General features: G+C 70.3%; 19 protein-coding genes and 3 pseudogenes. 13 read left to right on the forward strand and 9 right to left on the reverse strand.

The features are described from left to right. Positions 1-41: 41 nt before the first annotated feature. Positions 42-506 (reverse strand): hypothetical protein, encoded by a 465-nt coding sequence (locus tag AWW66_RS12180; RefSeq protein WP_245648194.1) that lies wholly within the window; start codon positions 504-506, stop codon positions 42-44. A gap of 229 nt (positions 507-735) precedes the next feature. Here AWW66_RS12180 and AWW66_RS36400 point away from each other — a divergent pair. The 6 genes and pseudogenes from AWW66_RS36400 to AWW66_RS12200 form a co-directional block, all read left to right on the forward strand. Beyond that, positions 736-990 (forward strand): annotated as a pseudogene (locus AWW66_RS36400) (transposase); the annotation flags it as partial. Positions 991-1,270: 280 nt separating this feature from the next. Then, on the forward strand, positions 1,271-1,801 hold the full coding sequence (locus AWW66_RS12185) for a SigE family RNA polymerase sigma factor (protein ID WP_067364421.1): 531 nt from the start codon (positions 1,271-1,273) through the stop codon (positions 1,799-1,801). Next, positions 1,798-3,240 (forward strand): hypothetical protein, encoded by a 1,443-nt coding sequence (locus tag AWW66_RS34365; protein WP_067364424.1) that lies wholly within the window; start codon positions 1,798-1,800, stop codon positions 3,238-3,240. Before AWW66_RS12185 ends, AWW66_RS34365 begins: the two co-directional genes overlap by 4 nt. After that, a pseudogene (locus tag AWW66_RS36405) lies at positions 3,237-3,520 on the forward strand (helix-turn-helix domain-containing protein); the annotation flags it as partial. The gene AWW66_RS34365 and the pseudogene AWW66_RS36405, both read left to right, overlap by 4 nt. Positions 3,521-4,584: 1,064 nt before the next feature. Further along, on the forward strand, positions 4,585-4,905 hold the full coding sequence (locus tag AWW66_RS12195; protein WP_067364427.1) for a MerR family transcriptional regulator: 321 nt from the start codon (positions 4,585-4,587) through the stop codon (positions 4,903-4,905). A gap of 434 nt (positions 4,906-5,339) precedes the next feature. Further along, positions 5,340-5,543: a cold-shock protein gene (locus AWW66_RS12200; RefSeq protein WP_067364430.1), complete on the forward strand. Its 204-nt coding sequence runs from the start codon at positions 5,340-5,342 to the stop codon at positions 5,541-5,543. A 315-nt stretch (positions 5,544-5,858) separates the two neighbouring features. Here the strand turns inward: AWW66_RS12200 and AWW66_RS12205 are convergent. Next, positions 5,859-6,095 (reverse strand): annotated as a pseudogene (locus tag AWW66_RS12205) (transposase); the annotation flags it as partial. A 59-nt stretch (positions 6,096-6,154) separates the two neighbouring features. Here AWW66_RS12205 and AWW66_RS33650 point away from each other — a divergent pair. Further along, the gene (locus tag AWW66_RS33650) at positions 6,155-6,670 is read left to right on the forward strand and encodes an NAD(P)H-binding protein (RefSeq protein WP_157527406.1); all 516 of its coding nucleotides are present in this window, start codon (positions 6,155-6,157) and stop codon (positions 6,668-6,670) included. Positions 6,671-6,677: 7 nt separating this feature from the next. Here the strand turns inward: AWW66_RS33650 and AWW66_RS12215 are convergent, their stop codons facing one another. Both AWW66_RS12215 and AWW66_RS12220 read right to left on the reverse strand, forming a co-directional pair. Beyond that, positions 6,678-7,913, reverse strand: a complete 1,236-nt coding sequence (locus tag AWW66_RS12215; RefSeq protein WP_067364435.1) for an iron-containing alcohol dehydrogenase — start codon at positions 7,911-7,913, stop codon at positions 6,678-6,680. Positions 7,914-8,094: 181 nt separating this feature from the next. Further along, positions 8,095-9,555, reverse strand: a complete 1,461-nt coding sequence (locus AWW66_RS12220; protein WP_067364437.1) for an NAD-dependent succinate-semialdehyde dehydrogenase — start codon at positions 9,553-9,555, stop codon at positions 8,095-8,097. A 931-nt stretch (positions 9,556-10,486) separates the two neighbouring features. Between AWW66_RS12220 and AWW66_RS12225 the strand changes: the two genes are divergently transcribed. Together AWW66_RS12225 and AWW66_RS12230 are read left to right on the forward strand one after the other, a co-directional pair. Further along, complete coding sequence (locus tag AWW66_RS12225; protein WP_067364441.1) at positions 10,487-11,230, forward strand: GntR family transcriptional regulator; 744 nt, start codon at positions 10,487-10,489, stop codon at positions 11,228-11,230. 88 nt (positions 11,231-11,318) lie between these two features. Next, a complete protein-coding gene (locus AWW66_RS12230) occupies positions 11,319-11,888 on the forward strand; it encodes a DJ-1/PfpI family protein (RefSeq protein ID WP_067364444.1) in 570 nt (189 codons plus the stop codon). A gap of 204 nt (positions 11,889-12,092) precedes the next feature. Here the strand turns inward: AWW66_RS12230 and AWW66_RS12235 are convergent, their stop codons facing one another. Continuing rightward, positions 12,093-12,854, reverse strand: coding sequence for a hypothetical protein (locus tag AWW66_RS12235; protein ID WP_245648198.1), 762 nt, complete (start codon positions 12,852-12,854; stop codon positions 12,093-12,095). 581 nt (positions 12,855-13,435) lie between these two features. On the opposite strand from AWW66_RS12235, the gene AWW66_RS12240 reads away from it, so the two are divergent. Continuing rightward, complete coding sequence (locus tag AWW66_RS12240; RefSeq protein ID WP_067364447.1) at positions 13,436-14,488, forward strand: NADP-dependent oxidoreductase; 1,053 nt, start codon at positions 13,436-13,438, stop codon at positions 14,486-14,488. 193 nt (positions 14,489-14,681) lie between these two features. On the opposite strand, the gene AWW66_RS12245 is transcribed toward AWW66_RS12240, so the two are convergent. Beyond that, positions 14,682-15,284: a TetR/AcrR family transcriptional regulator gene (locus AWW66_RS12245; protein WP_067364450.1), complete on the reverse strand. Its 603-nt coding sequence runs from the start codon at positions 15,282-15,284 to the stop codon at positions 14,682-14,684. 166 nt (positions 15,285-15,450) lie between these two features. Between AWW66_RS12245 and AWW66_RS12250 the strand changes: the two genes are divergently transcribed. Further along, positions 15,451-16,527 (forward strand): alkene reductase, encoded by a 1,077-nt coding sequence (locus AWW66_RS12250; protein ID WP_067364453.1) that lies wholly within the window; start codon positions 15,451-15,453, stop codon positions 16,525-16,527. A 109-nt stretch (positions 16,528-16,636) separates the two neighbouring features. Further along, on the forward strand, positions 16,637-17,350 hold the full coding sequence (locus tag AWW66_RS12255; RefSeq protein ID WP_067364456.1) for an SDR family oxidoreductase: 714 nt from the start codon (positions 16,637-16,639) through the stop codon (positions 17,348-17,350). A gap of 201 nt (positions 17,351-17,551) precedes the next feature. Here AWW66_RS12255 and AWW66_RS12260 read toward each other — a convergent pair whose 3' ends face one another. Then, complete coding sequence (locus AWW66_RS12260; RefSeq protein ID WP_169807099.1) at positions 17,552-19,798, reverse strand: alpha-galactosidase; 2,247 nt, start codon at positions 19,796-19,798, stop codon at positions 17,552-17,554. Positions 19,799-19,899: 101 nt separating this feature from the next. Here AWW66_RS12260 and AWW66_RS12265 point away from each other — a divergent pair, with 101 nt between their 5' ends. Beyond that, positions 19,900-21,045 carry an ROK family transcriptional regulator gene (locus AWW66_RS12265; RefSeq protein WP_067364462.1) on the forward strand — a complete coding sequence of 382 codons (1,146 nt, stop codon included), beginning with the start codon at positions 19,900-19,902 and terminating at the stop codon, positions 21,043-21,045. A gap of 316 nt (positions 21,046-21,361) precedes the next feature. Here AWW66_RS12265 and AWW66_RS12270 read toward each other — a convergent pair whose 3' ends face one another. After that, positions 21,362-23,446, reverse strand: a complete 2,085-nt coding sequence (locus AWW66_RS12270) for a beta-galactosidase (protein ID WP_067364465.1) — start codon at positions 23,444-23,446, stop codon at positions 21,362-21,364. 115 nt (positions 23,447-23,561) lie between these two features. Beyond that, on the reverse strand, positions 23,562-25,058 hold the full coding sequence (locus AWW66_RS12275) for a cellulase family glycosylhydrolase (protein ID WP_067364468.1): 1,497 nt from the start codon (positions 25,056-25,058) through the stop codon (positions 23,562-23,564). Positions 25,059-25,090: the final 32 nt, after the last annotated feature.

Below are 25,090 nucleotides of genomic sequence, written 5' to 3' on the forward strand. Positions count from 1 at the left end.
CATCCCTGAGCAGGCTCTCGCCTGCTAACCAACCCTCCGCGTTATCGGGGGAACCTCATGCCGACGGAGATCACTCCCCCCGAGTACCCGACCGGGCCGCCGATCTCGGGCAGCGCGAGGAGGGCATCCAGGGCGGCCTGCCATTCCGGGACCGCCTTGTCGACGAGCGGGAGGACGAGGGCGTCGATGATCTCGTCGCTGACCGGCTCGCCGGCCTCCAGCGCCCGGCGCAGGTCGGTACGGGCCTGCTCGGCAGCGGCCCAACGGGGCCGGTCACCGCTGCCGGGAAGTTCGATGGTGGCCGCGGCGAAGCCCTCCGCCGCGGCGTGCCGAGCCCGAGCCACCAGCCGGGGGTACATCGTGCGCAGTCCGAGCGGGGGGTGGCCAAGCAGGATCAGCGGGGCCGGTGCGGATGCGGGCGTCCACAGGACGCCGGGGATCTCGCCGAGGATGAATTCGCGTTCCAGGACGGTGTCATCGAGGCGCTGCTCAGTAGTGAACCGCATGGTCGTGCCTTTCGGGGAGTGCTCGTGAACGGCGCTCCCGGACGACCTATCGCCCGACCATGACCCCAGAGGGGAGCACCCACGTCGAAACGGTCACGGGTACCACCTCCTCGGTCTCTCGCACGGCCTCGCGAAAAATAGCAGCGGTCACCGTGATCCACCAAACGTGTTTTCTGCGGAGGCTCTGTGGCCGGATGCCACGGAGAGGCCGCATGTGCTGAGGTGCGATGTGAGCTCACCGATCACGCCCAACGACGGGGCCCTGCTGGTCCCTGCAGGAGGTAGCGACCATGTTGCCCTGCTCGACGCCGCTCACCAACAGCTCGGCCGCCCGATCGTGTGGGTCTGGGACACCCTGAACACCCACGTCTCCGCCGCCATACGGCAGATGGTCGACGCCCGGGACTGGCTGACCGTCATCCGGCTACCCGCCTACGCCCCGGACCTGAACCCCACCGAGGCAGTCTGGTCCCACTCCAGACGCCGCATCGGCAACCTCGCCGTCCCCGGCGTCGACCACCTCCTCGCGATCATCATGAACCGGCTCAGGAGCATCCAGTACCGCAACGATCTACTCGACGGCTTCCTCGCTCACACCGGACTGACCCTCGCACCCGATACAGTCTGTCCATTCAAGACCTGTACCCACCGGCAGATCCGAATCCGCCTCGACGTACGGTTTTCCACTCAACCCCAGACGTCGCCGATCGCGTCTCACTCGGCATCCGCTCGTGAACGCGAGACGGACGCGACCTGGAGGTGGCGTGAGTCGCTACGAGGACGACGAACAGTTCCGGCTGTTTGTACAACGACAGTGGGGGAGGTTGCTCCGAACGGCCTACCTGCTGACCGGCGACCGGGGGACAGCCGAGGACCTGGTGCAGTCGGCGTTGGAGAAGACCCATCGGCGCTGGGGGCGGGTACTGCGCAGGGATGCGCCCGAGGTCTACGTACGCCGGGCGATGGTCAACACGGCAATCTCCTGGCGACGTCGGCGGCGACCGCTGGAGGTGCCGCTGCTGACCTCCGACAGCGCGTCGATGCCGGACGCGTACGCGCAGGTGGAGGAGCGGCAACTGCTCCTCACCGCGCTGCGTCGGTTGCCGCCGAGAACCCAGGCGGTTCTGGTGCTGCGCTACTTCGAGGACCTGAGCGAGGCGGACACCGCCAGGGTTCTCGGCTGCTCCGTCGGCTCGGTGAAGAGCCAGGCGTCGCGCGGGTTGGCCCGGCTGCGGGTCGAGTTCGCCCCACCCGCCCCTCAGTCCCCGGTAGGGCTTCAGGAGGAACCGGCATGACCGAGAGCTTCGCACATTCGACGCTCAGTCCCGCGCTGTCGCAGGCCGCGCACGATGTCGACGTACCTGAGGACCCGTGGCCGGGGTTCGCCCGGCGCGAGCGACGGCACCGGCGCACGCGGCTGATCCGGACGGCGGTGGCCGCCGCGGTCATGGCCGCGCTCGTCGGGGTCCAGACCAACGTGGTGCCCCTCCCCGGCTGGGCGCCCGGCATCGCGGTCGCCGCCGCCCCGACGGCGCTGCTCGACGCGCCGCCCCGGGGCGCGCTGGCCGGCGATCAGGCCTGGCTGGACACGCTGCGGGCGCGAATCAGCACCGATCCGTCGATGAGCACCGACACCTCGTGGGGTGGCTCCAACCCGGTCGGCTTCTGGAAGGTCGGCGATCGCGACCGGATTCGTGTGCTCTACGGCAGTGACCAGCCGGGCCACCGGGTCGCGCTGGTCGCGGTGCCGCTGCGGTTCGGCCTCCTGACCAAGGAGGCGCTGGTCTGGTACGTGGGTCCGGCCGGGGCCAGCGCCCAACAGATGCGCTACGCCGGCCACAGCGAGGGCGTCGACGACCCGGTGATGACCCTGATGCAGGCCGGTCCCGACCGGGGCGGATTCGCGGTTGTCGTCGGGCCCGCCGAATCCACCGTGATGATCAGTGGCGACCCTCGGTACACGCCGAGGGGAACCCTGGAGTACCAGGACCTCGCCAGGGCGGACGGCAGCGGGGTCGGGTTCGCCGTCCTGCCCCCCGCGCCGCTCCAGCACGAACCCGTCGTTCGGGTCAGCCGCGGCGACCAGGTGCTCTACCAGGGCGGCCTGGGCGGCGGCCCGTACGCCGGAATCGACCCGACCGGGCCGGAGATGGACGTCCTGCTCACCGCCGCCCGACGGGGCGCCCGAGGTACGCCGCTGGACGACGCCGCCCTGCGCAACTTCGTCGAATCGGCACTCCTCGACAGTCGCCTCCCGGCTGCCGGGACGACGGTACGGGTGCCTTGGTCGGGCAGCCAGCACGGCCAGTCCGCCGCGCTGCTCACCGTGCAGCCCGCCGGCGGCGGGGTGATCGCGTACGCCATGCACGGCGACAACCGATCCGGCTGGTGGACCGACCTGCGGCTGCTGCTGCCGGCCGAGGGCGCCGACCAGCGACCAATCGGCTGGCGGATCCGGGCCGACAACAGCACCCGCACGCCGACGGACCAGGTGCGGGTGATCGCCCCGCCGGACGCGGCCCGCGTCACGGTCACGGTCGGCGGCGCACCCCCGGCCACGGTCACCCTCGACGCGTCGAACGCCGGCACCACCCGGATACCGCCGGACCAGCCGGCCACCCTCACCGCCTACTCCACCGACGGCAGCATCCTCGGAACCACTCCGGTGCCGCCGGTCGAGGCCACCATGTCAGGCCTGCCGGGCGACAGCCCGGCTACCCGGGTGACCCCCTGACGAACCGAAAGCGTGGCCGAGCCACCCGAAGACGGCTCGGCCACGCCGAGCAGGTTCATCACCGGGACGGCCCGCTGCCCAACCGCCCAGGTCGGCCAAGCTCGCAACCCACGGTTTGCGATACATACACCCGGCTGGCCTGCGGGTTTGCGATCGGCGTCGCCACCGCCTGGCGCTACGTGCAGGAAGCGATCGCCCTACTCGCGGCATCCGCCGACGACCTGGTCACCGCGATGGAACGGATCCGATGCTGGCGTACGCGATCCTGGACGGCACGCTGACACTTACCGGGGACTGCGCGACGACCACGTCCACGCCGCGCAGCTGATCATCCCCGGGACCATCACTCCCGGGCGTCCCACCCACGACCCTGACGTGCCGGCCGCCGCGGGCCCTACGAGGAATCCATTCTGAGATCCGGTGCGCGCCGCTTCCGCCGAGGGTGCCGCCCCTCCCCACGGCGGGATCCGGACTCCCCCTCCTCAGCGTCTTCTGGCCGCCACCTGGCTGCGCGTCGACCAGGGCGCGCACCTCGTCGACGGGCACGCCGGCGAGGGTGGCGATCTCCGCGATCGTCAGCCTGGCGGCGAGCCGGCCGGGTCGCGCAGGCCGACGTGCGGGTGCGCCCGGACCGGCTGGGGGGTCGAGCATCCGGGTACGGTGCGGAAAGTTCGCGGGTTCGAACAGCAGGTCCAGCGCGCAGCCCGCCGTCCGATCAGCCGTCCTGAAAGCCTCGGGCAGCCGCCGAGAAAATCTGGTCTCCGGCGACTAGACATTATCGGTGGGGCTGGGTAGAGTTGCCTCCGTTGACGACAGAGATCGGTAAGAACGCCGACGGAACACGCCGAGCGTCAAGCAGAGCCCGGACCTTCGTGGCTCGCTCGGCAACTGCGGTGGAACCGCACCGCACGAGCAAGGCAAGTGCACGTGAAGACCTTGACGTAACTCCAGGTCAGGGCAACCGCAGGCAGGGCCGATGCAGGTTCGGGGCTCCGCCTGATGCAGGGAAGATCCGCCGCACGTGTGCGGGGCCGTGAAGTTGCGTGGGGCTCCGACACCGGCGGGCAGCACCACTGGTTATGGAAGCAGAGGAAAGGGAGGGCTGGACGCCGTTGGATCGCCCGCCGTCAGGACGTAGTTGCCGTTCTGCGGTGGACACCGTAGTCCCACCGAACGTGAGGTGGTCTCCGGTCACGCTTATGCGATCCTCGCACCCTATGTCGCTGATGGCGGCACGGTGCGGAAACGAGAACCCGACGAACCTGTCGGTAGATGGTGTACTCAACCCGTAACCCCGGGCCCCGGCGCTTCCCGCGCCGGGGCCCTCGTCATGGAGAGGTATGTATGGCCCAACCCGACGACATGCTCAACGACGATGACTACCCCGCCTACACGATGGGTCGCGCCGCGGAGATCGTGGGCGCTTCGCAGGACTTCCTGCGCCGCCTCGACGAGGCGAAACTGTTCACCCCGTTCCGCTCGGCCGGCGGACACCGCCGTTACTCCCGCTACCAGCTCCGCCTGGCCGCACGAGCCCGGGAAATGGTCGACCACGGCACCGCCCTCGAAGCCGCCTGCCGGATCATCATCCTCGAAGACCAACTCGAAGAAGCCCTCCAGCACAACCGGAACCACCAGCGCCGCCAGCAAGCCGACGCCGCCTGATCCACGCCTCACGGTCCTTCTCCATCCCTGAGGGGGACCGTTTGTCGTACCCGGATTCCCCTGCCGGCCAGCAAGAAGGCGTTTCTCGACAGGCCATCGAGGCGGGCGCGCGACGTGGGGCTGACACGGCACACCCGTGGCCAGCACACCGGACAACGCCGGCCGGACCGATGAGCCGGCAGCGGGATTCCGGGTGCCGGGCTGATGCTGTGACAGGACCACGCACCAGGGTTCCGGCCCGGACTGTCGTATTCTGTGCTACGGTTGCCGGGTTGCAGTTTTGATTTCCTTAGACGTCTTCGGCGCCTGGGTAAGGTTATCTGAAACCCATCCGGGCGTTTTTTCGTTTGCGTGTCGGTTCCGGCGCGGGTGATCAACGCGGCGGCGTAAGGGTCCGCGCAGTGCGGTCTCTACCAGCCTGCGAAGGAGCAGACATGGCTACAGGTACTGTGAAGTGGTTCAACGGCGACAAGGGCTTCGGTTTCATCGCCCAGGACGGCGGCGGCGCCGACGTCTTCGCCCACTTTTCCGCGATCTCGGCGAGCGGCTTCCGCAACCTCGATGAGAACCAGCGGGTGGAGTTCGATATCACCCAGGGCCAGAGGGGCCTGCAGGCGGAGAACATCCGCTCGCTCTGATCCGTAACTTCGCCAACGGCGGCCCGACTGGTTCAGCGGGCCGCCGTTCGGCGTTCCCCTACGCCACCGGGACCTGAACGCCGCTGGAAGCTACGGCAAAGCCTTCACCCCGACCACGGGCACCGACGAACCTACGGTTGAGTAACCTCGCTCAACACCGACGACTCCCGACCACGTGGATCCGTCAGCACCGTTCCCACCTGGTCGGCCAGGAACCCGACGTGCAGCTGCCCGACTGAGTCTGTCCCCTGGCAGTCACCGCGTGAGCGCCGCCCAGACCCGACCGGCACCGACCGGGTCGATGGCGGTGCTCGGGAGTGTGTCGATGAACACCACCGGGTAGATCCGGTCCAGAGGCCACTGCCGCCAGGCTTCCATGTCGTCCACGACCGCGTCGGTGACCCGGCTGATCAGCTCCCGGGACACCTCGGCGTCGTACACGTCGGCCAGGTGGGCGGAGATCTCCCCGGTCGTCAACCCTTTCGCATGCAGCGACAGGATCGCCTCGTTGAACCCGTCGAACCTGCGAACATGCTTGGGCACGATCTGCGGCATCCCCCGCCACACGCGCCTGCCTGCGGGCGCCTGAGAGAACCTGAGGAGCACCGACGATGACGACAGTCCTGGTAGCAGGTGCGACCGGAAGCCTCGGCAGCCTGATCGTGACGAACCTGCTGGCACGCGGCGCCGACGTGCGGGCCCTGGTCCGCGGGTCGTCGAAGGACACACTGCCGACCCATCCCCGCCTGACACCGTACGTCGGCGACCTGACCGACGGCGTCGCCGCGCTCCAGCCGCTCCAGCAACCTGCCATGCTGGCCCTTCGCAACGAGGTCGAGGCGGCGTCCGGACGCCGGTGGAACCTCGTGCGCAAGGGCACCCTGCGGGACCTGCGCGCGGAGATCGCCCGCCGCCAGTTCACGGCGTCCAGCATGTTCGAGTACCCGGCCCTGCAGTACCAGATCGCCATGCTCGACGGGACGGCCTCGCTGCGGGACGTCCGCAACGCCGACTACCCGGACGTGCTGCCGACCCCGGTCGCCGCCTACCTGGCGGGCCCCGGCGCGGCACACTTCGCGGTGCCGGAGAAGACCTGGCGGCAGGACGAATGGCCCACCGCGCCCTGACCCGCGTTCACGATCTGCTCGGCGTCGGGACGTGTCGGGTCCGCTCCCCCGTCCAGGCCGCTTCGAGGATCGCGGTCAGGCTGGCGGCGTCGGTCGGGCCTGGATGGTTCTGGATCAAGCGGGTGACACCACTGGCCATCTCCGCGAAACGCGGGAGGTCAGCGCGTGCCACGCCGATGTCCGCCAAGGTGGGAGGGATGCCGATCTCGGCAAGGAGCCCGTCGAGCCAGGTGAGGAACGTATCCGCGGCCTCGGCATCCGAGGCGTCGGCCACGTCGAGCCCGCACACCCCGGCGAGGATGGCCAACCGGTCGCCGATGGTCTCCCTGGCCGCGTCCAGCGCGTAGGGCAGGAGCAGCCCGACGCCCAGGCCGTGCGGCGTGTGGGTGGCTGCGCCGATGGGGTACTGGAGAGCGTGCGGGGCCGCGTTGCCCGCGTGGGAGAAGGCGAGCCCGGCGAGCATCGACCCGTAGGACATGTCCGCGCGCGCGTCCGTGTCGCCCCCGTCCCTGACAGCACGACGCAAGCTACGGGCGATCCGTTGCGCGGCCAGGAGCGCGTAGTGGTCGGTGATCGGGTTGCGGCCGAGGAAGACCTGCTCCACCGGGTCACGCGGTCCGTGGGCCCGGGGTCGCGCCGTGTAGCTCTCCACCGCGTGACAGAACGCGTCGATGCCCGAGTGGGCGGTGACGGCCGCCGGGCAGGTGTAGGTGAGTTCGGGGTCGACGATGGCGAAGTCGGGCACGATGTGGACGCTGGAGACCCCCACCTTCAGCTCGCGGTCGGGGTCGGTCAGCACCGAGACGGGTGTGAGTTCGGAGCCGGTGCCTGCCGTCGTCGGGACCGCGACGAGAGGAATCGTCGGCCCCGGCACCTTCGACTCGCCGTAGAAGTCGCGCGGCGTCCCGCCGTGGCGCCGGACGACGCCGACGATCTTGGCGAGGTCGATCACCGTGCCACCCCCGATGGCGAGGATCACGGTGGCGTCCACCTCGGCGGCGACCGAGACGGCCAGGGCGACATCGGCCAGTGGCACGTCCGCAGTCGCGTCGGAGAACACCTCGACGACCTCGACCTTCTCCCGTACGGCGGCCACGATCTCGGCCACACCGGGCTGCCTGAGAACAACCTGGTCGGTCACGACGAGGACTCGTGAGCCGCACTCGGCCACCACTCGGGGGATGTTCTGCGCGACCCCTTCGCCCACTATCAGCTGGCGTGGTCCACGGACGGTCTCGAGCATGTCAGTGCCTTTCCGCAACGTCGGCGGCGATGTGCTGGGCGGATGTCCAGGTCACCGGCGGGACCGGGACGGCGTCGGCACGGTCGGCCACCTGGGTGGCGCAGGAGTCCGCGCCGGGCGCCACGAGTCGGTCGCGCCCGGCCGCCCTCGGCTCCGTCGCGATGCCGGAGCGGCAGGCCGGTCACGGAAGGTCGATCGCCGCGTAGGTGAGGTCGAGGTACTCGAGGATGCCCTCGTGCGACCCCTCCTTACCGATCCCGGACTGCTTCACGCCCCCGAACGGAGCTGCCGGGTCCGATATCACACCACGGTTGATGCCGAGCAACCCTGTATCCAGCCCTTCGGCGAACCGGAGCGCCCGCCGCAGGTCACGGGTGAAGACGTATCCGGCCAGGCCGTGCTCGGTGTCGTTGGCCTTCGCCATCACCTCGTCGTCGGACGTGAACGGGATGATCGGCGCCACCGGGCCGAAGATCTCCGTCGCCAGCATCCGCGCATCGTCGGGTACGTCGACCAGGACCGTGGGCGGATAGAAGTGGCCCGGCCCAGCCAAACGCGCGCCGCCCACCAGGACCCGGGCACCGCGACCGACCGCGTCGGTGACGAGCTCGTCGATCTTGGTGACGGCAGCCTCGTCGATCAACGCCCCGACGTCCACGCCGTCGTCGAGGCCATGGCCCACCGAGAGCGCGCCCATCCGCTCGGCGAAGCGCGCCGTGAACTCCTCGCGCACCGGCTCCTCGACGTAGATCCGATTGGCAGCGATACAGGACTCCCCGAGGTTGCGCATCTTGGCCACCACGGCGCCGTCGACCGCGACGTCCAGGTCAGCGTCGGCGCACACGATCAAGGCCGCGTTGCCGCCCAGTTCCATGGAGGTGCGTAGCACGTTGTCCGCAGCCTGTCGGAGCAGCACCCGTCCGACCTCGGTCGACCCGGTGAACGACAGCTTGCGGATTCGGCTGTCGGCCAGCAGCGCGGAGACCACCTCGCCGGCACGCGTGGTGGTCACCACGTTGACGACGCCCGGGGGAACGCCGACCTCCTCCATGATGCGGGCCAGCAACAGCATGGTGAGTGGCGTCTGGGCTGCCGGCTTGGTGATCGTCGTGCAGCCCGCCGCCAGCGCAGGAGCGATCTTGCGGGCACCCATGGCCAACGGGAAGTTCCAGGGCGTCACGAGGACGCACGGCCCGACCGGCTTCGGCACGGTCAGGATGCGATACCCGCCTGCGGGAGCGGTGCTGTAGCGCCCCTCGACGCGCACCGCCTCCTCGGCGAACCACCGGAAGAACTCGGCGCCGTAGGCCACCTCTGTCCGAGCCTCGGCGAGCGGCTTGCCCATCTCGAGCGTCATCAGCCGGGCGACCTCCTCGGATCGCCCGGTCAGTGCCCGGTACGTCGCGGTCAACAACTCTGAGCGTCTCCGCGGCGGGGTCGCCGCCCACTCCGCCCGTGCCCTGCTCGCCGCGTCCAGAGCGGCGAGCCCGTCGACGGCGTCGGCGTCGGCTACCTCGGCGATGCTCGTGCCGGTGGCCGGGTCCTCGACGGCGAAGGTGGCTCCGCTTGCGGCGTCGCGCCACCCGTCGCCGATGCGGAGCCGCCGGTGCTCGGGGGCCAAGACGTTCACCGGGTCACTCATCGCGTCGCCTCCTGTGATCTGTGTGGTGATGTCCGGCGTGCCTGCGCGATTGGGCGGTGCGCGTAGCCGTACGGGTCACCCGCCCTCGTCGGGGGCGAGGTCGCCGGGCGGATCGCATGCGGCCTTGGCCCTGTCTGCGGGGCGACGCCCCGCGCCGGCGACCCCCTTCCCGGACGACGGCCGGCTCAGCGTCGTCAGGCCGGGCCCGCTGGTGATGGTTCGCCGAGGCTCGATCGTCACGTCCGGGCGCACAGCACCGTCGCCGCCCGGCGCGGACACCGCCCAGCCTCCGACAGCGGCAGCCCGGTGCCCACGTCGCCCAGGTGCGCACGGCCCCGGCCGACTGGGACAAGCAGTCGATGACACGCAGTCGCTCGCCCGCGTACCGGTGCTAGCGGGTCGTGGCCTGATCTTGAGGATCTCCGTACCCCCTCGGACGTCGACCACCGTTCGGTCACCGGGCGGCTCAAGCCCGTGGGGCTCGCCCGACAACGACGCGTTCTGATGCTGTCCGACGGAGAGGTCCGCCGCGCGCGGGCCCAACAGCAGCGCACGACCGTCGTCAGCCGTGGTCCAGCGAGGCCGCCGCCGGGTCCAGCCTGCCGCACCGACCAGACGATCTCCCTCGGAGTGGCAGGCGAGCAGGCCGATCGGCGCGCTTCCGACGAGCCGCGCGACCCACCGGGTGGCTGAACGCTCGTGGTCGGCCTACGGTCCGTCTACGGTCCGGTGAGGATGCAAGCAGGAGGTCGAGCGTGCTCATCGCAGCTCCAGGTGATCGAAGTAGAGCGGTGGCGGGCGGTTCCGCGACGGTGCCGAATGGCGAGCCCTCGGCACTTTTCCTATACGATCGAGTGGAGGCGTCAGCATGTCGCAGCGTGGTGACTGATGTCAACAGGTTCGAGAGGCCGTACGAGAAGGACCTGCCACGATGACCGACGACGCGATGACCGCGCGGGGCCGTAGGGTCGCGACGGGCGGAATGCCGCTGGGACGATCTGGCGGCCGGCTCGCCGACGAGGTATACGACACGCTGCTCGGACAGCTGATGTCGCTGCGGATCGAGCCTGGCTCCCGCGTCACAATCGACGTCCTGGCGCGAGAGCTGGGGGTCTCGCAGACGCCGATCCGGGACGCTCTGAACCGCATGGAGGCCGAGGGCCTGGTCGTGCGGGTGCCCCATGCCGGCTACCGCATTCCACCCCAGATCACCCGGCACCGCTTCGAGGACATGCTCGAGGTCCGCCTGCTCCTCGAGCCGGCAGCGGCGCGCAGATCCGCCGAACGCGCATCCCCGACCCAGGTGGCCGGTCTGCGACGGATGCTGGAGGAGATGGCAGACCTGGAGCGGGGCGACGGGCCCCTGGCCTACGGCGCCTTCGGGCTGCGCGACGCCGCCTTTCACGATCTCGTCGCGCTGAGCGCGGGGAACCAGGTCATCCGGGAAGCGCTCGCTCGTCTGCACAGCCACGTGCACCTCTTCCGGCTGCACCACGACGCCCAGGTCACCCACCTGGCCCTGGCTGAGCACGAGGACGTGGTGGCCGCGATCGCCGCGCGTGACCCCGACGCCGCCGCCTACGCGATGCGTCGGCACATCCTGCGGTCCGGCGAGCGTTTCCGGCGATTGTTCGACGAGGTCGAGGACGCAAACGCCACGACGGGCGAGGCTTGACGGGCGGGCTGGGCCGAGCAATGCTGACCCCACCGGATCGGATCGAATTGGATCTACCTCACCCGCCCCCGGATGCGAGGAGAAGCAGGTGCCCCGAGCGCTGCTCCTGACCGGCGACGCCGCCGAGGAACTCGACACCATGTATCCCTACTACCGCGTGCAGGAGGGCGGCTGGGACGTCGACGTCTCGTCACGGACGATGCGTGACGTGCAACTGGTCATCCACGAGTTCGACCCCAACTCCGACGCCTACGTGGAGAAGAACGGCCGGAAGCTGCCGGTCGACGTGCCCTGGGCCGAGGTCGACGTCGAGCGCTACGACGCGCTCATCATCCCCGGGGGACGTGCCCCCGAGTGGATCCGGGTCGACGCCGACGTCAGGCGCATCACCGAGTACTTCTTCGCGCGCAACCTCCCCGTCGCGCTGGTGTGCCACGGCGCGCAGGTACCAGCGGTGTACGGGCTGCTGAAGGGTCGGAAAACGGCGTGCTTTCCCCCCATCACCGGTGACATGGAGAACGCGGGCGCGACGGTCATCGACGCTCCCGACGTCGTCGACGGCAACCTCGTCTCCTGCCGGGGGTGGCCCGACATGCCGCAGTTCGGCAGGGCGATGATGGAGGTCTTCTCGACGTCCGTCAACGCCGCACCGGCGTGAGCCGTCGGGGCCTGCCTCGGTGACGGCACTTCGGACCGTCACCGTTGACGGCTCCCCCGGTCCACGTCCTGGACAGCGGAGCCGGACCCGCGGTGCTGATGCTGCACGGCTGCGGACCCGACACGACCGGGTCCAGCGCGGTCACCGATCACCCGTTATGAAGGCCGGCCAGCAGCCGCACCACCGTACTGGCCGGATGAATCATCAGCGGATCATGGGCGACCACAGGCAGCGGTTGCCCGGCAGGATCGCACACGACTGCCGCGCTGGCCGGCAACGGCAACTCCCCTCGGCTGCCCACCACCTGTAGTCCGACCACACCACGGGCCCCCGCTCTGGCCGACCGGCGGCCCGACCGACCAGACCTACGCCGGCTCCCGCCAGCCCTGAAGTATGACCAGCGCGTACGCCGAGCGGACACCCGCGTGGCGTGAGGCGGGTCAGCGCACCCCGACGCGGCCAGCAAACTCGCGCATGCCTGGCAGGCTGTGGCTGTTTGCGGGAGAGCAGGTCGGCGGTGAGCTGCTGCGCCCAGGGCCGGAACCGGACCTCCTGCGGGGTGTCCCGTCCGGCAGCCAGCAGCGCCTGGAACGTGGCCTGCGGGCGGCCGCGGCCGTGCAGTGCCAGGGCGGTGTCCTCCCAGTACCGGGCACGGCGCTCCGGCGAGATGATCCGGGCCGAGTCGACCAGGCGCGCGTCGTCGACAGCGGCGCCGTAGTCGCCGAGCACCCGCGATACGCTGATCTTGTAGACGGCCAGTTCAAGCATGTTGAACCGATCGGACGTGGTGCCACCGCAACGGCGGGCGGCGTCTGCGGCCTCGCCGAGCAAGGTCCAGGCGCTGTCGCGGTCGTCGCGCAACGCGGCGGTGTACGAGGCCGCGGCCAGCAGGTGCCCGTACAGTGCGCTGTGGACGACGCCGGGCAGACCGGTGTCGGCCTGCAGCGCTCGGGCGGTGTCGAGCATGAGCTTTTGCGCGCCGTCGCGGCGCTGGGTACGGCGCGGCGGTGGCCTGGCCCGGAGGTAGCACCGTCGTTCCCGTCACCGCGGCGGCGGTCGTCGCGATCAGCTCGCGTCGGCGCAGCGGGTCCCACCTCATCGACACCTGCGCCGTTCGACGCCGGGATCGAGTAGCGAGCGCGCTCAGGGCACGGGCACCGTCTCCCCGGCGCCCGCTCCGGCGGCTGCGGCGGCGCGGGCCGTCCTCGACAGCGGTGGCGAACGTCTGGTCCTGGACCAGGGTCAACGGCTCGGCCTTCGTCGGCGCATACAGGCGCGGGGTGCCGGCTTGATGAGAGTTGATGGCGTTCCTCCCCCCGACCAACTAACTGAGTATACTCATATACGAGTATGCTCGGTCGGAATCGGGGAAACGGAACCCGTCCGGGCATGAGCGCACCGACTCGGGGTGAGAGGAGGTGCTGAGAGGGACGGAGCAGGGAGCGAACGCGCCGGTAGACGAATTCGTCACCCGCCGTGGTCACCGTGCGGGGCCACCGGGGCATGGCTCCCGCCAGGAACGCCACAGACATCCGAGGAGACAGATCATGCGAGCATTCGTGTTCGACGCCTATCAGCAGCCCCTCCACGAGGCGGACGTTCCCGAGCCCGTCGTGGGCGAGCGGGATGTCCTGGTCCGTGTGACAGCGGCCGGTCTGAACCAGCTGGACGAGAAGATCCGCGAGGGCGAGTTCAAGCGGATCCTGCCGTACAAGACGCCTCTGGCCCTCGGGCACGACCTCGCCGGAACGGTCCTCCGCGTCGGGGCAAAGGTTCACGGGTTCAAGCCCGGCGACCACGTCTACGCCCGCCCGCGCGACGGTCGGATCGGCACCTTCGCCGAACGCATCGCGGTGGACGAGGCCGACCTCGCCCTCGCGCCCGCCACGATCAGCGCGGCGGAGGCAGGATCGCTGCCGCTGGTGGCGCTGACCGCGTGGCAGGCACTGGTCGAGAAGGGCAACGTGCGGGCCGGGCAGAAAGTCCTCATCCACGCCGGTTCCGGAGGGGTCGGCACGATCGCGATCCAGCTGGCCAAGCACCTCGGTACCCACGTGGCGACCACGGTCTCGGCCACAAACGCGGACTTCGTCCGTGAACTCGGCGCCGACGTCGTCATCGACTATCGCACGCAGGATTTCGAGAAGGAACTCTCCGGATACGACGTCGTCCTCGACTCCCTCGGCGGGAACAACCTTCACAAGTCCCTGCGGGTCCTCCGGCGTGGAGGGAAGGTTGTCGGAATCTACGGCGTCCCCGACCCGGCCTTCGCGAGAGAGCGGGGCTTGAACCCGATCCTCCGTCTGGCAATCGCGGCCCTCAGCCGCAAGACCCGCAGCCTCGCACGAAAGCTCGGTGTGACCTACGAGTTCCTGTTCATGCGCGCCTCCGGTGACCAGCTGCGTCAGATCGCGAACCTGGTCGACGCCGGCACCATCCGCCCCGTCGTCGGCGCCACCTTCTCCTTCGCGCAGACCCCGCACGCTCTCGCCTCCCTCGGCAGGAGCAGCATCCGCGGAAAGGCCGTCGTCGTCACCCCGGCCGGGCCTGATGACGCCACCCCTGCCTCCCCAGCCCTTTCCGAGCGCACCCGCCACTGACACCGATCAAGGAGCATCACGGCGAGAAGGGGCCGCTGGTCTTCGCCGCGCACCAGATCGACGCCGCGGTCGCCGCCGTCGTCTCCCTCGCCATCCGCCGCCCGCGCGCCACGATCACGCAGGTACCCGCATGACCGCGCTTCGGGCAGCGGTGGATGTGGTACCGCGCGCCGCGGGCGGGATGCCTCCTGGGTCAGCGGGGAAGGATCGCCACGATCTGGGAGCGGACAGCGTCGACGATCTTCTCGACGCTGCTGTCGATGTGCTCGCTGGAGGCCATCGTCAAGAACAAGATCGCGGAGATCACCCGCGCCAGCGTCGCAGCCTGCGCGTCCACGAGCCCGGCATGCCGGACGAGAATGTTGGCGGTCGCGTCCTCGGTCTGCCCGACGATCGCGAGGGCTTCGGCGTGATGAGGCTCGGCCGGGTCACCGAAGACCATCTCCCGCAGGTACGTGCGGCCGTTGTCGACCTGGACGCGGTTGCACTGCACCACCGGCGTCAGCAGCGCCACGATCGCACCCACCGCGGTGGTTTCCTTCGCTGCGGCGGTGCGGCCGCGGTCGAGCGCGGTGGCATAGTGGGCGTTCTGCACGAGCAGGAGCAACTCGCCCTTGGTCTTGGCATACAAAAACAAGGTGCCGGTGCCGATGTCGGCCGCGTCGGCGATCTGCTGGGTGGTGACCTCGTCCACCCCGTGCTCGGCGAACAACTCGCTGGCCGCAGCGGTAATGCGTTCGAGCTTGGCCTGCTTGTTCCGCTCGCGCCGCCCGAGCGGAGAGGGCCCCACTGGCATCGGTGCTCCTCCGGGAATAAACTCTGACTCGCCTCAGTTTCGAGTGTAGTCATTGCCGTGTGGGTTCGGATGTGCCCGCGCTCATTCTCCCATGCGGGTGTGAGACCACCCGGTCGCGCACCTCAGCCCGTGGCGATCCGTCCGTTGCGAAGGAACCGCACCTGTCATGAACTCCTCATCCCTGTGGCAGCCGTTCAAGCTGGGCCGGCTCAAGCTTCCGCATCGTCTCGCCCTGGCTCCCATGACCCGAAACCGCGCGAACCCCGACGGCACACCCGGGGAACTCGCGGCGGAGTACTACCGCCAGCGAGCAGCACTGGGACTGCTGATCACGGAAGGCACGCAGCCGTCGGAGGACGGTCAGGGATACCTCACCACCCCCGGCATCTACACCCCCGAACACATCGCCGGGTGGGCCAAGGTCGCCGACGCGGTGCACGAGAAGGGCGGGCACCTGTTCATCCAGCTCATGCACGTCGGCCGCATCTCCCACCCCGACAACACCCCGCACCACCGGCAGCCGGTGGCCCCGTCGGCGATCTCAGCCGAGCAGGACATGTTCACCACCGAGGGACCCAAGAAGACGCCCGTGCCGCGGGAGCTGAGCGTGGCCGAGATCCAGGACGTGATCGGCGAGTTCCGTCACGCCGCGGCGTCGGCGATCGCGGCCGGTGCAGACGGGGTGGAGATCCACGCCGCCAACGGATACCTGCTGCACCAGTTCCTCGCCCCCAACGCGAACCAGCGCACCGACTCCTACGGCGGGTCGATCGAGAACCGGGCCCGGTTCGTGGTCGAGGTCACCCAGGCGGTCGCGGAGGAGATCGGGGCCGACCGCACGGGCATCCGCATCTCGCCCGCGTTCCCGCTCGGCGGGCTCGACGAGGGCGATGCCGAGGCCGTGCGCGCCCAGTACCGGTACCTCGTGGGTGAGCTCGCGAAGCTGAACCTGGTCTACCTGCACGTGCACCACCTCGGCGACGACGAGCTGCTGGCCGCCCTCCGCGAGGTCTGGCCGACCGCGGTCCTCGTCGTCCGGTACGGGCGCGAACGCGACGGCATCGACGCGGACATCGTCACCGGTCTCGCCGACCTCGCACCGCTCGGCCGCTACGCCCTCGCCAACCCCGACATTGTCGAGCGGCTGCGCACCGATGCGCCACTCAACGACCTCGACCCGTCCACCCTGTACACCGGCGGCGCACACGGCTACACCGACTACCCGGCCCGCACCGGCGTCTGACCCCCCGCACGGGACCGGGCCGGGCAAGACCTGACTCCCGCCCCGGTCACCCTCCGACCATCCGTCACCCTCCGACCATTCGACCAGCACACCCAAAGGAGCACATCTCATGACCTCTCTCGACGGAGCCGTCGTCCTCGTCACCGGAGCGAACGGCGGCATCGGCGGCCACTTCGTCCGCGAAGCCCTCGCCCGCGGGGCGGCGAAGGTGTACGCCACCGCACGCAACCCCCGCGAATGGGACGACGAACGCATCGTGCCCTTGAAGCTCGACGTCACCGACCCCGCATCCATCCAGGCCGTCGTCGACCAGGCCTCCGACGTGACCGTGCTGATCAACAACGCCGGCGCATCCCCCGCGACACCCGGCATCCTCACCCACACCGACGCGGAGATCCGCGCGAACGTGGAGACCAACTTCCTCGGCCCGCTGTTCCTCGCCCGCGCCTTCGCACCCATCCTGTCCGCGAAGGGCGGGAACACGGCGATCATCGACATCCACTCCGCCCTGTCCTGGTACGCCGTGGCCGGCATCTACTCCGCCACCAAGGCCGCCCTGTGGTCCGCGACGAACTCGCTGCGCCTAGAACTGCAGCCCGCAGGCGTGCAGGTCGTCGGTGTGCACGTCGGCTACGTCGACACCGCGATGGCCGCCCACACCACCGACCCCAAGCTCGACCCGGCCGTCCTCGTGACCAAGGTCTTCGACACGCTCGAGTCCGGCGGCTACGAGGTCCTCGCCGACGACAACTCCGTGCAGCTCAAGGCAGGCCTGTCCGCCCCGCTCGAGGCCGTCTACCCGCAACTGGCCACCAGCAACTGATCATCTGGCATGGCAGTGGCGTCGTGCACTGGCTGACCCACGCGCTCCAACCGGGCCGACGGCGCCACAGCCATGGCCGCGCGGTTGGACCGGTCGGACCCGCCGGGCGCGGCGTTCTGCTACCGCGACCCGGTCGCCTCGGGAACCCTCCACACCGCACTCCCGCGCAGGCTGCGTTGCCGAGGACATCGCCGTGATCGGCTACAACGACATCGAGGAAGGACGGCACGGTCGACCAGCGACCCGGCAGCCCTGTTCTCTGATCCGCAACACGATCAGGTCGCTGCGGTGGTCGGCGCCAATGGGTTCCCAGGCGGTGGGCCGGATGCCGACGGCCATGAGTGTCCTGCCCTGCCAGCGTGACCCGGCGGCCAGCCGGCCGGGTACGCCGTCGGTGTCGCCGCCGTCGACCACCTCGTAGCGCGCGTCCGGATCCAGGGCGGTCAGCCGCAACCACCGGCGACCGCTCTTGGCGTTTCCGTGCGGGTTGTAGACGAGCACGACGACCTGGTCGTCGAGCACGTACTGCAGGGCCGACCGCTCGACGCCGGGCCGCCCACCGAGCCGGTACTGCCGGCCGTGTTGGATGGTGCGGCGTACCTCCTTGTACTGCGCGATCAGGGCGCGGGCTTCGTCCAGCTCGGCGGCGGACCAGCGGGCCAGGTCCACCCCGATGCCGAGCACCCCGGCCATGGCGACGTGGAAGCGGTAGCGCAACGGCGTGGACCGGCCGACGTTCGCGTTCGGCGAGTCGGTGACCCACGCGGACATGACGTTGGCCGGGTAGAGCTGGGAGACGCCGTGCTGCGTGGTCTGCCGGTCGATCGGATCGGTGTTGTCCGACAGCCAGGCCTGGTCGATGTGGTGCAGGATGCCGAGGTCGAGCCGGCCGCCCCCACCGGCGCACGACTCGATCCGCAGTCCCGGATGGCGGGCCCGCAGCTGGGCCATGACCTGGTAGACGTGCCGGGTGTGGTCGATCCAGACACGGTCCTGGCCCTGGCGCCCGCCGGGCCAGCCCGCCTGGGTGAACGGCCGGTTCATGTCCCACTTGAGGTAGTCCAGGCGCAGGTCGGTGACGAGCCGGTCGAGCCATCCCAGGGCCCAGTCGCGGACGTCGGTACGGGCGAAGTTGAGCACAAGCTGGTGACGTTTGCGGTCGCGGCGGCGGTTGTCGAGGTGCAGCGTCCAGTCCGGGTGCGCCCGGTAGAGGTCGCTGTCCGGACTGACGCCCTCCGGTTCCACCCACAGCCCGGCCTTCATACCCAGCGCGCGGACGCCGTCGAACAGGCCCTGCAACCCGTCGGGGAACCGTTCCCGGTGCGGCCACCAGTCGCCCAGCGAGCTGTGCTCGTCGTCGCGCCGGCCGAACCAGCCGTCGTCGACGACGAACAGCTCGACGCCGAGCGTGGCCGCCCGCCGGGCGAGCGAGAGTTGTTCCGGTTCGGTGACCGCGAAGCCGGTTGCCTCCCATGAGTTGTAGAGCACCGGGCGGTCCTCGTCGCCGGCGGGCAGGATGTGCCGGCGGATGTGGTCGTGCCAGCCGCGGCTGACGCCGCCGAACCCGTGGGCGCTGTAGAGGCCGAGGACCGTCGGGGTGACGAGCTCGGCCCCGGCCGGCAGCGGCCACCGCAATCCGTCGTGACCGAATCCGGCGGTCACCGCGGTCGCGCCCTCCGGCCGGCGGGTGGTGGTCATGCGCCAACTGCCGCTCCAGGCCAGGGCGACGCTCCACACCGCTCCGTGCTCCTCGCCGGCGTCCCCGGCGTCGATCATGATCCAGGGATTGGCGTGGTGGCCGGTGATCCCCTGCCGGCTGGTGAAGGTCAGCTCGCCCACCGGCAGCCGGCCCTGCTGGAGTTGGCTCTCCTCCGCCCAGGCCCCGCACACCGCCCGGTACCGGTAGTCCTCGGCGTCGGGGATGAACCAGCTGCCGGAGTCCAGGCGGCTGACCTCCACGGCCGCGTCGCCGCCGGCCCGGTGCCGTACGGTCACCCACCGGGCGATGGCGTTCGAGTCGGCGTACGGACGGGCGTGCAGCACCACGTCGATCGGGAAGGTGTGGTCTTCCAGCGCGATGTCGAGCTGGTCCGCCCCGTCTCCGGAGGTCGCGCTGACGCCGACCAACCGCAGCTCCAGCGACCGCACCTGGTCCACCGCGACCTGGAGGGTCGGTAGGCCCCACCGCAGGCCGCCGTCGACCGGCAGCAGTTCCTCGACCTCGACGGGACGGGAGAAGCTGGTCACGTGCCGGCCAGCGCCTGAGGAATTGCCGGGCCCGGCCGACATGGCGGCGGCTTCCAGGGCAGCCTGCGGCGGTAGGATCGGTCCCCAGTACTTCTGCAGCACCAGCGCCTCGCCGGTCGCGTGGTCGATCTCGATGCCGATCACGTAGGTGCAGTCGCGGGTGTTGAGTGCCCACAACCGGCCGTCCTGATCGAGGGACACCAGCGACACCACGTCCTCCGTGCACCAGATCCGGTAGAGCACCCGCCGACGGATGGGGCAGCCAGGCCCATTCCTTGACATCATCAACAAATTTGTCCACGATGTCCAGCGTGCTATCCGATGCGCATCTGACCGAGGGCATGCGATCGGTTTTCGTGGAGCTGCTCGTACACGGGCCGTTGTCACGGGCGGAGGCGGCACGCCGGTTGGACCTCTCGCCGTCCGCCGTGACGAAGCTGACCAAACCGTTGCTACAGAACGGTTACCTGCTCCACCAGCCGAGCGGCGACCGCAGCATGATGGGTCGTCCCTCGCAGCCACTGGCGGTCGATCCGGCCCGGGCGGCGTTGCTCGGAGTCAAGCTGACCGAGGACGAGCTGTTCGCGGTCCGCACCGATCTTCGCGCCGAGATTCAGCACGAGCTGCGCCGCCCCCTGCTCAGCCACGCCGTCGACGACGTGGTGACCCGTATCGGCGAGGCCGTGCGTGACCTGACCGGGTCGGGGCAGCCACCCGCGGCCCTCGGGATAAGCCTGGCGGGCACGGCCTCCGGAGGAGACCCGGTCGTGCCCACCTCTCCGTTCCTGGGCTGGCGCGATGTGCCCCTGGGCGACCTCGTCGCGGCGGCCACGGGCCTGCCGGTGGTGGTGGAGAACGACGTACGGGCGCTGACCGCCGCCCAGCAGTGGTTCGGCGCCGGCGTGGGGCGCCACTCGTTCGCACTGGTCACGGTGGGTGCCGGCCTCGGTTGCGGCCTGGTGATCGGCGGCCGTCTCGTCAGTGCCGCCGGCCGGGGAACCGGCCTGGTGGGCCACCTGTCGATCCACGACAACGGGCCACTGTGCGAGCTGGGCCATCGCGGCTGCGCTCGGGCCTACGCCAGCTCGGCGGCGGTCCGGCGGGCCGTCGCGAGCACCCTCGACCGTTCGGACCTGACGTTCGAGGCGTGCCTGGCGCTGGCGGCGGAGGGCCAGCCGGCGGCCCGGCGCATCTTCGAGGACGCCGGCCACGCCCTCGGGCAGGTGGTCGCCACGGTCGCGAACATCACCGGGGTGCAGCTGGTCATCCTGTCCGGCGAGGCGGTGGCGATGTACGACGTGTGCGCCGAGGCGTTCGACGCCGCGCTCACCGCCCACACCCACTGGACCTCGACGCCCGTCGACGTGGTGGTCAAGCCCTTCACCTTCAGCGAGTGGGCCCGCGGCGCCGCCGTCATCGCCCTCCAGCACCGCATTCTCGGCCGCTGACGTCCGCCTTCCGGGCACCCGGCCAGGCGGAGAACCGCGCCGCAGTTTCTTGACACAGTCATCTGGTCCTGCACCGGCGCGGCCAACCAGCAGTGGCGGCTGAACTACAACGGCGGCATCACCGGCGTGCAGTCCGGGCCTGCGGCGTCTCGCCTCGATCGGCGCGGCCGTCACCGTACTGCTGGGCTCACTGGGCGTCCACGTGGCGACCAGCGCGGCACGTACACGAAGGCCACCGTGATCCTCAGACCCGGGGCCCCGGCCCCTGCTGCAACGCTCGTGCGCCATCACGTCGCTGACCGGTCCGCAGGACCGGTCAGTTTTCGACGAGGACGCGCACGTCCCACGGTCCCAGCGGCAGCTCGTCGCCCGGGGCGTACGAGGTGGCGTCGAGCACGTCGGTGACCGCGACCGGGACCCGGACGTCCACCGGGGTGAACGACCAGTTGTGCAGAAAACGTAACCGCTGCCCGGTGCGGGCGGTCGCTCCCGTGCTGGTCACGGAGTCGGGCATGGCGTACCACTGGTCTGACCGCCCGGCGAGCAGCCAGCGCATGATGCCCCGGGCCAGGTCGACGTTGGGCAGCGCCCCGACGCACGTGACCCGTCCGCGTCCGGCCACCCTGGTGGTGACGGCCGCCCACCGCCCGAAGTGCGGGTGGTCGTAGCCGGCCAGCACGGTGGCGTCCTCAGCGATCAGCGCGTCCAGCCAGCGGGTCGCGGCGGGCCGCCCCGGCAAGGTCAGTCCGGCGTCCCGCGCGGTCACCGGCACCTCGTCCAGCAGGTTGGCGGACTCCTCGTACCACGCTCCGGCGGCCTCGGCGAGGCGTCCGGGCTGCACGTCGACGCGGGCCCGTGTCTCGCCGTCGCTGTAGCCGGTGCGCGGACCGACCACCAGGTGCCCGCCGGCCTGCGCGTACGCCTTCAGCCAGTCCAGGGTGGCGTCCTCGGCGACGTAGAGTCCGGGCACCACGAGCACCGGGTGGCCCGCGACGGCCTGCTCCACGGGCTGGGTCACGAGCTGGCTGACGTGGACGATGCGGGTCTGCAGCCGGGCGTCGAACGCCCCACGGTGGAAGGCGTCGAAGAACGCGTGGTAGGAGTCGGTGTCGCCGCTGCCGTCCCGCCGGGCCAGCGGCGGGTGTTCCTGCATCAGCCACCGAGTGGGCAAGGAGTGGAGCAGGGTGACGTCGGCGCCGGGGGTCAGCCCGGCGACGAGGTCGCCGGCGGTGCCGAGTTCCTGGCCGATGCGGGCGATCTCCCGGTAGGCGCGTCCGGGTCGACCGCTGTGCGGGATGATCCCGCCCCAGCTGGTCTCCGCGCCGGCGTGGATGGTGTGCCAGTGCCAGTATTCGATCATCTGCGCGCCGCGACTGACGAGGGCCCAGGCGGCCTGCCGCCACTGCCCGTCGTAGGCGGGGCGGCTGTGCGGGGCGATCCGGTGGTTGGCGTTGGTCTCGGTGACCAGGAAGGGTTCCTGGCGCGAGCTCCACATCCGGTCGGCGTGCTGGTGGATCGTCCAGGCCCCGTCGCCCACCCGGTCCGGCGGCGGCGTGCGGGTGTCGGGAAGCGTCAGCGCCTCCTGCGGCTCGTAGTAGGCGTTGCCCGCGGTCACGTCGAGCCGGGCGGCCAGCTCGTCGTCCTCGACGGCCGGTCGCCCGTAGTCGATGCACGTGGTGACGAACTGTCGCGGGCTGGCGTACTCGCGCACGATGCCGGCCTGCCAGGCGATGAACTCCGTGGTCAGCCGCGCCTGGAAGCGCCGCCACGCCAGCGAGTACTGCGGATGGGTGTTGCCCTCCGGCCGCCACAGGTCGGCCCAGGTCGACAGCCGGTTCGACCAGAAGACCAGACCCCACTCCCGGTTGAGGGCCTCGACGCTGCCGTACGTGCGGCGCAGGTCGTCGACGAATCGTTGGAAGACGCCGTGGTTGCGGAACAGCCACAGGCCCGGTTCGTTGTCGACCTGGAACCCGATGACGGCCGGATGGTCGGCGTAGCGGGCGACGACCGCGCGGGTCACCCGCTCGGCGTGGAACAGGAAGGCGGCGTGGGTGTAGTCCGCCTCCTGCCGGCCGCCCCACCCCATCCGTTCACCCGTACGGAGCTCCCCGGCGATCTCGGGGTAGCGGCGGGCCAGCCACGGGGGCACCGAGTACGTCGGGGTGCCGAGGACCACGCTGATCCCGCGTTCGTGGGCGCCGTCAAGGACCGGCTGGAGCCAGTCGAGGTCGAATCGGCCGTCCTCCGGCTCCCACGTCGACCAGACCGACTCACCGACCCGGATGACGGTGAAGCCGGCCGCGGCCATCAGGTCGAGGTCGGTCTTGAGCCGCTCGTACGGCTGGTACTCGTGGTAGTACGCCGCACCGAACAACACCCGCGGCGGAAGGTCAGACATCGCCGACCTCCACGAGCGCCGTCGACAGGAACAACCGCATGTCTTCCCCTCAGGTCCGGGTGGGTGGGCCGTCGGCCGGTCAGCGTCCGCGAACGCTGACCGGCCGAGAGGGCGTCTAGAGGTACGGGGTCTGGGTCAGCAGGTGGGCCTTGAAGCCCTCGCCGACGCCGGCCTCCGGTGTGCCGGCCCAGTCCTTGATGAGCACGGCACCGCTGGTGCAGCCCCACGGGTTCCAGGTCCAGGCCAGGTAACTCAGGTCGTGCGCGTCGGCCCAGTTCACCAGCCGCTGCATGTAGTCGAAGCCGCAGTCGTCCTGGCCGAACTCGCCGAGCACGACGGGCACCTGCTGCGCCAGCGGGGCGATCTGGCTGTCCCAGCAGGACTCGCTGGCGCAGGCGTTGAAGCTGTACGCGTGCCACGACGCGGCGATGTTGTTCAGTGGGTCGTTCGGCTTGTAGGTCAGCCATTCCCGCATGTCGTTGGTCCATTCCAGGCCACCGACCATGAGCAGGTTGGTGGCGCCGGTGGCGCGGACCGCGTCGACGAGGTCCTGCATGCCGGCCACCTCGTAGGGCAGTCCGGCGCAGGTGCCGCCGTCGCGAAGGCACTGCCAGCCCAGGGTCTTGTCCCAGCCGGCGGGCATGTCCGGGTACGGCTCGTTGAACAGGTCGAACACGACCGCGTCGTTGCCCTTGAACGCGGTGGCGACACCGGTCCAGAACTGGGGGGCGTACCGCGCGTCCGGCATGGGCTTCTGGCAGGTGGCGTGCTCGTCCTTGCAGTGCCAGTCCGGGCTGTCGGGGTAGGCGCCCCAGGTCCAGTGCAGGTCGAGGATGACGTTGATGCCGTTGGCGACGAGCAGGTTCACGTAGTCCTTGACGCCCTGTTGGTAGGCGGGGCCGCTGGGTGAGCCGTTGAGGCCGAGCCAGCATTCCTCGTTCAGCGGGACGCGCACGGCGTGGATGTTCCAGGTCTTCATCGCGTCGACCGAGGCCTGGTCGACCGGCCCGGAGTCCCACAGGCCCTTGCCCTGCACGCAGGCGAACTCTCCGCTGGACCGGCTCACGCCCAACAGCCGGTACGGCTCGCCGGCGCCGGTGAGGATCTTGTTGCCGGACGCACGGAGTTCCGGCGCCGGTCCGCTGGGCGGCGGTGTGGTCGGACCGGTGGTGGTCGGGCCCGGGGTGGGTGTGGTCACCGACCCGGTGCAGGTAGTGCCGTTGAGGGCGAACGACGTGGGCACCGGGTTCGCGCCGCTCCACGAGCCGCCGAAGCCGATCGAGGTCGCGCCGCCGGTGCCCAGTGCTCCGTTCCAGCTCATGCTGGCGGCCGACACCCGGGTGCCGGCCTGGGTCCAGGTGGCGCTCCAGCCCTGGGTCACCTTCTGGCTCGCGTGGGGGAAGTCGAAGGTCAGCGTCCAGCTCGTCAGCGCGTCGCCGAGGTTGGTGACAGCGACGTTGGCGGTGAACCCGCCCGGCCACTGGCTCTGCACGGTGTAGGTGACCGCGCAGCCGGTCGAGGCCGCCGCGGCGGGGAGGCCGGCCGTCACCATGCCACCCAGCATCAGCACGCCGGTGACGTTGGCGGCCAGCAGGGCACGACGATGTTTCATGTGATCTCCTCGAGATCGTGAGAGATCGATGG

Origin of the sequence: Micromonospora rosaria, assembly GCF_001567585.1 — a bacterium.
Taxonomy (GTDB): Bacteria; Actinomycetota; Actinomycetes; order Mycobacteriales; family Micromonosporaceae; genus Micromonospora; species Micromonospora rosaria.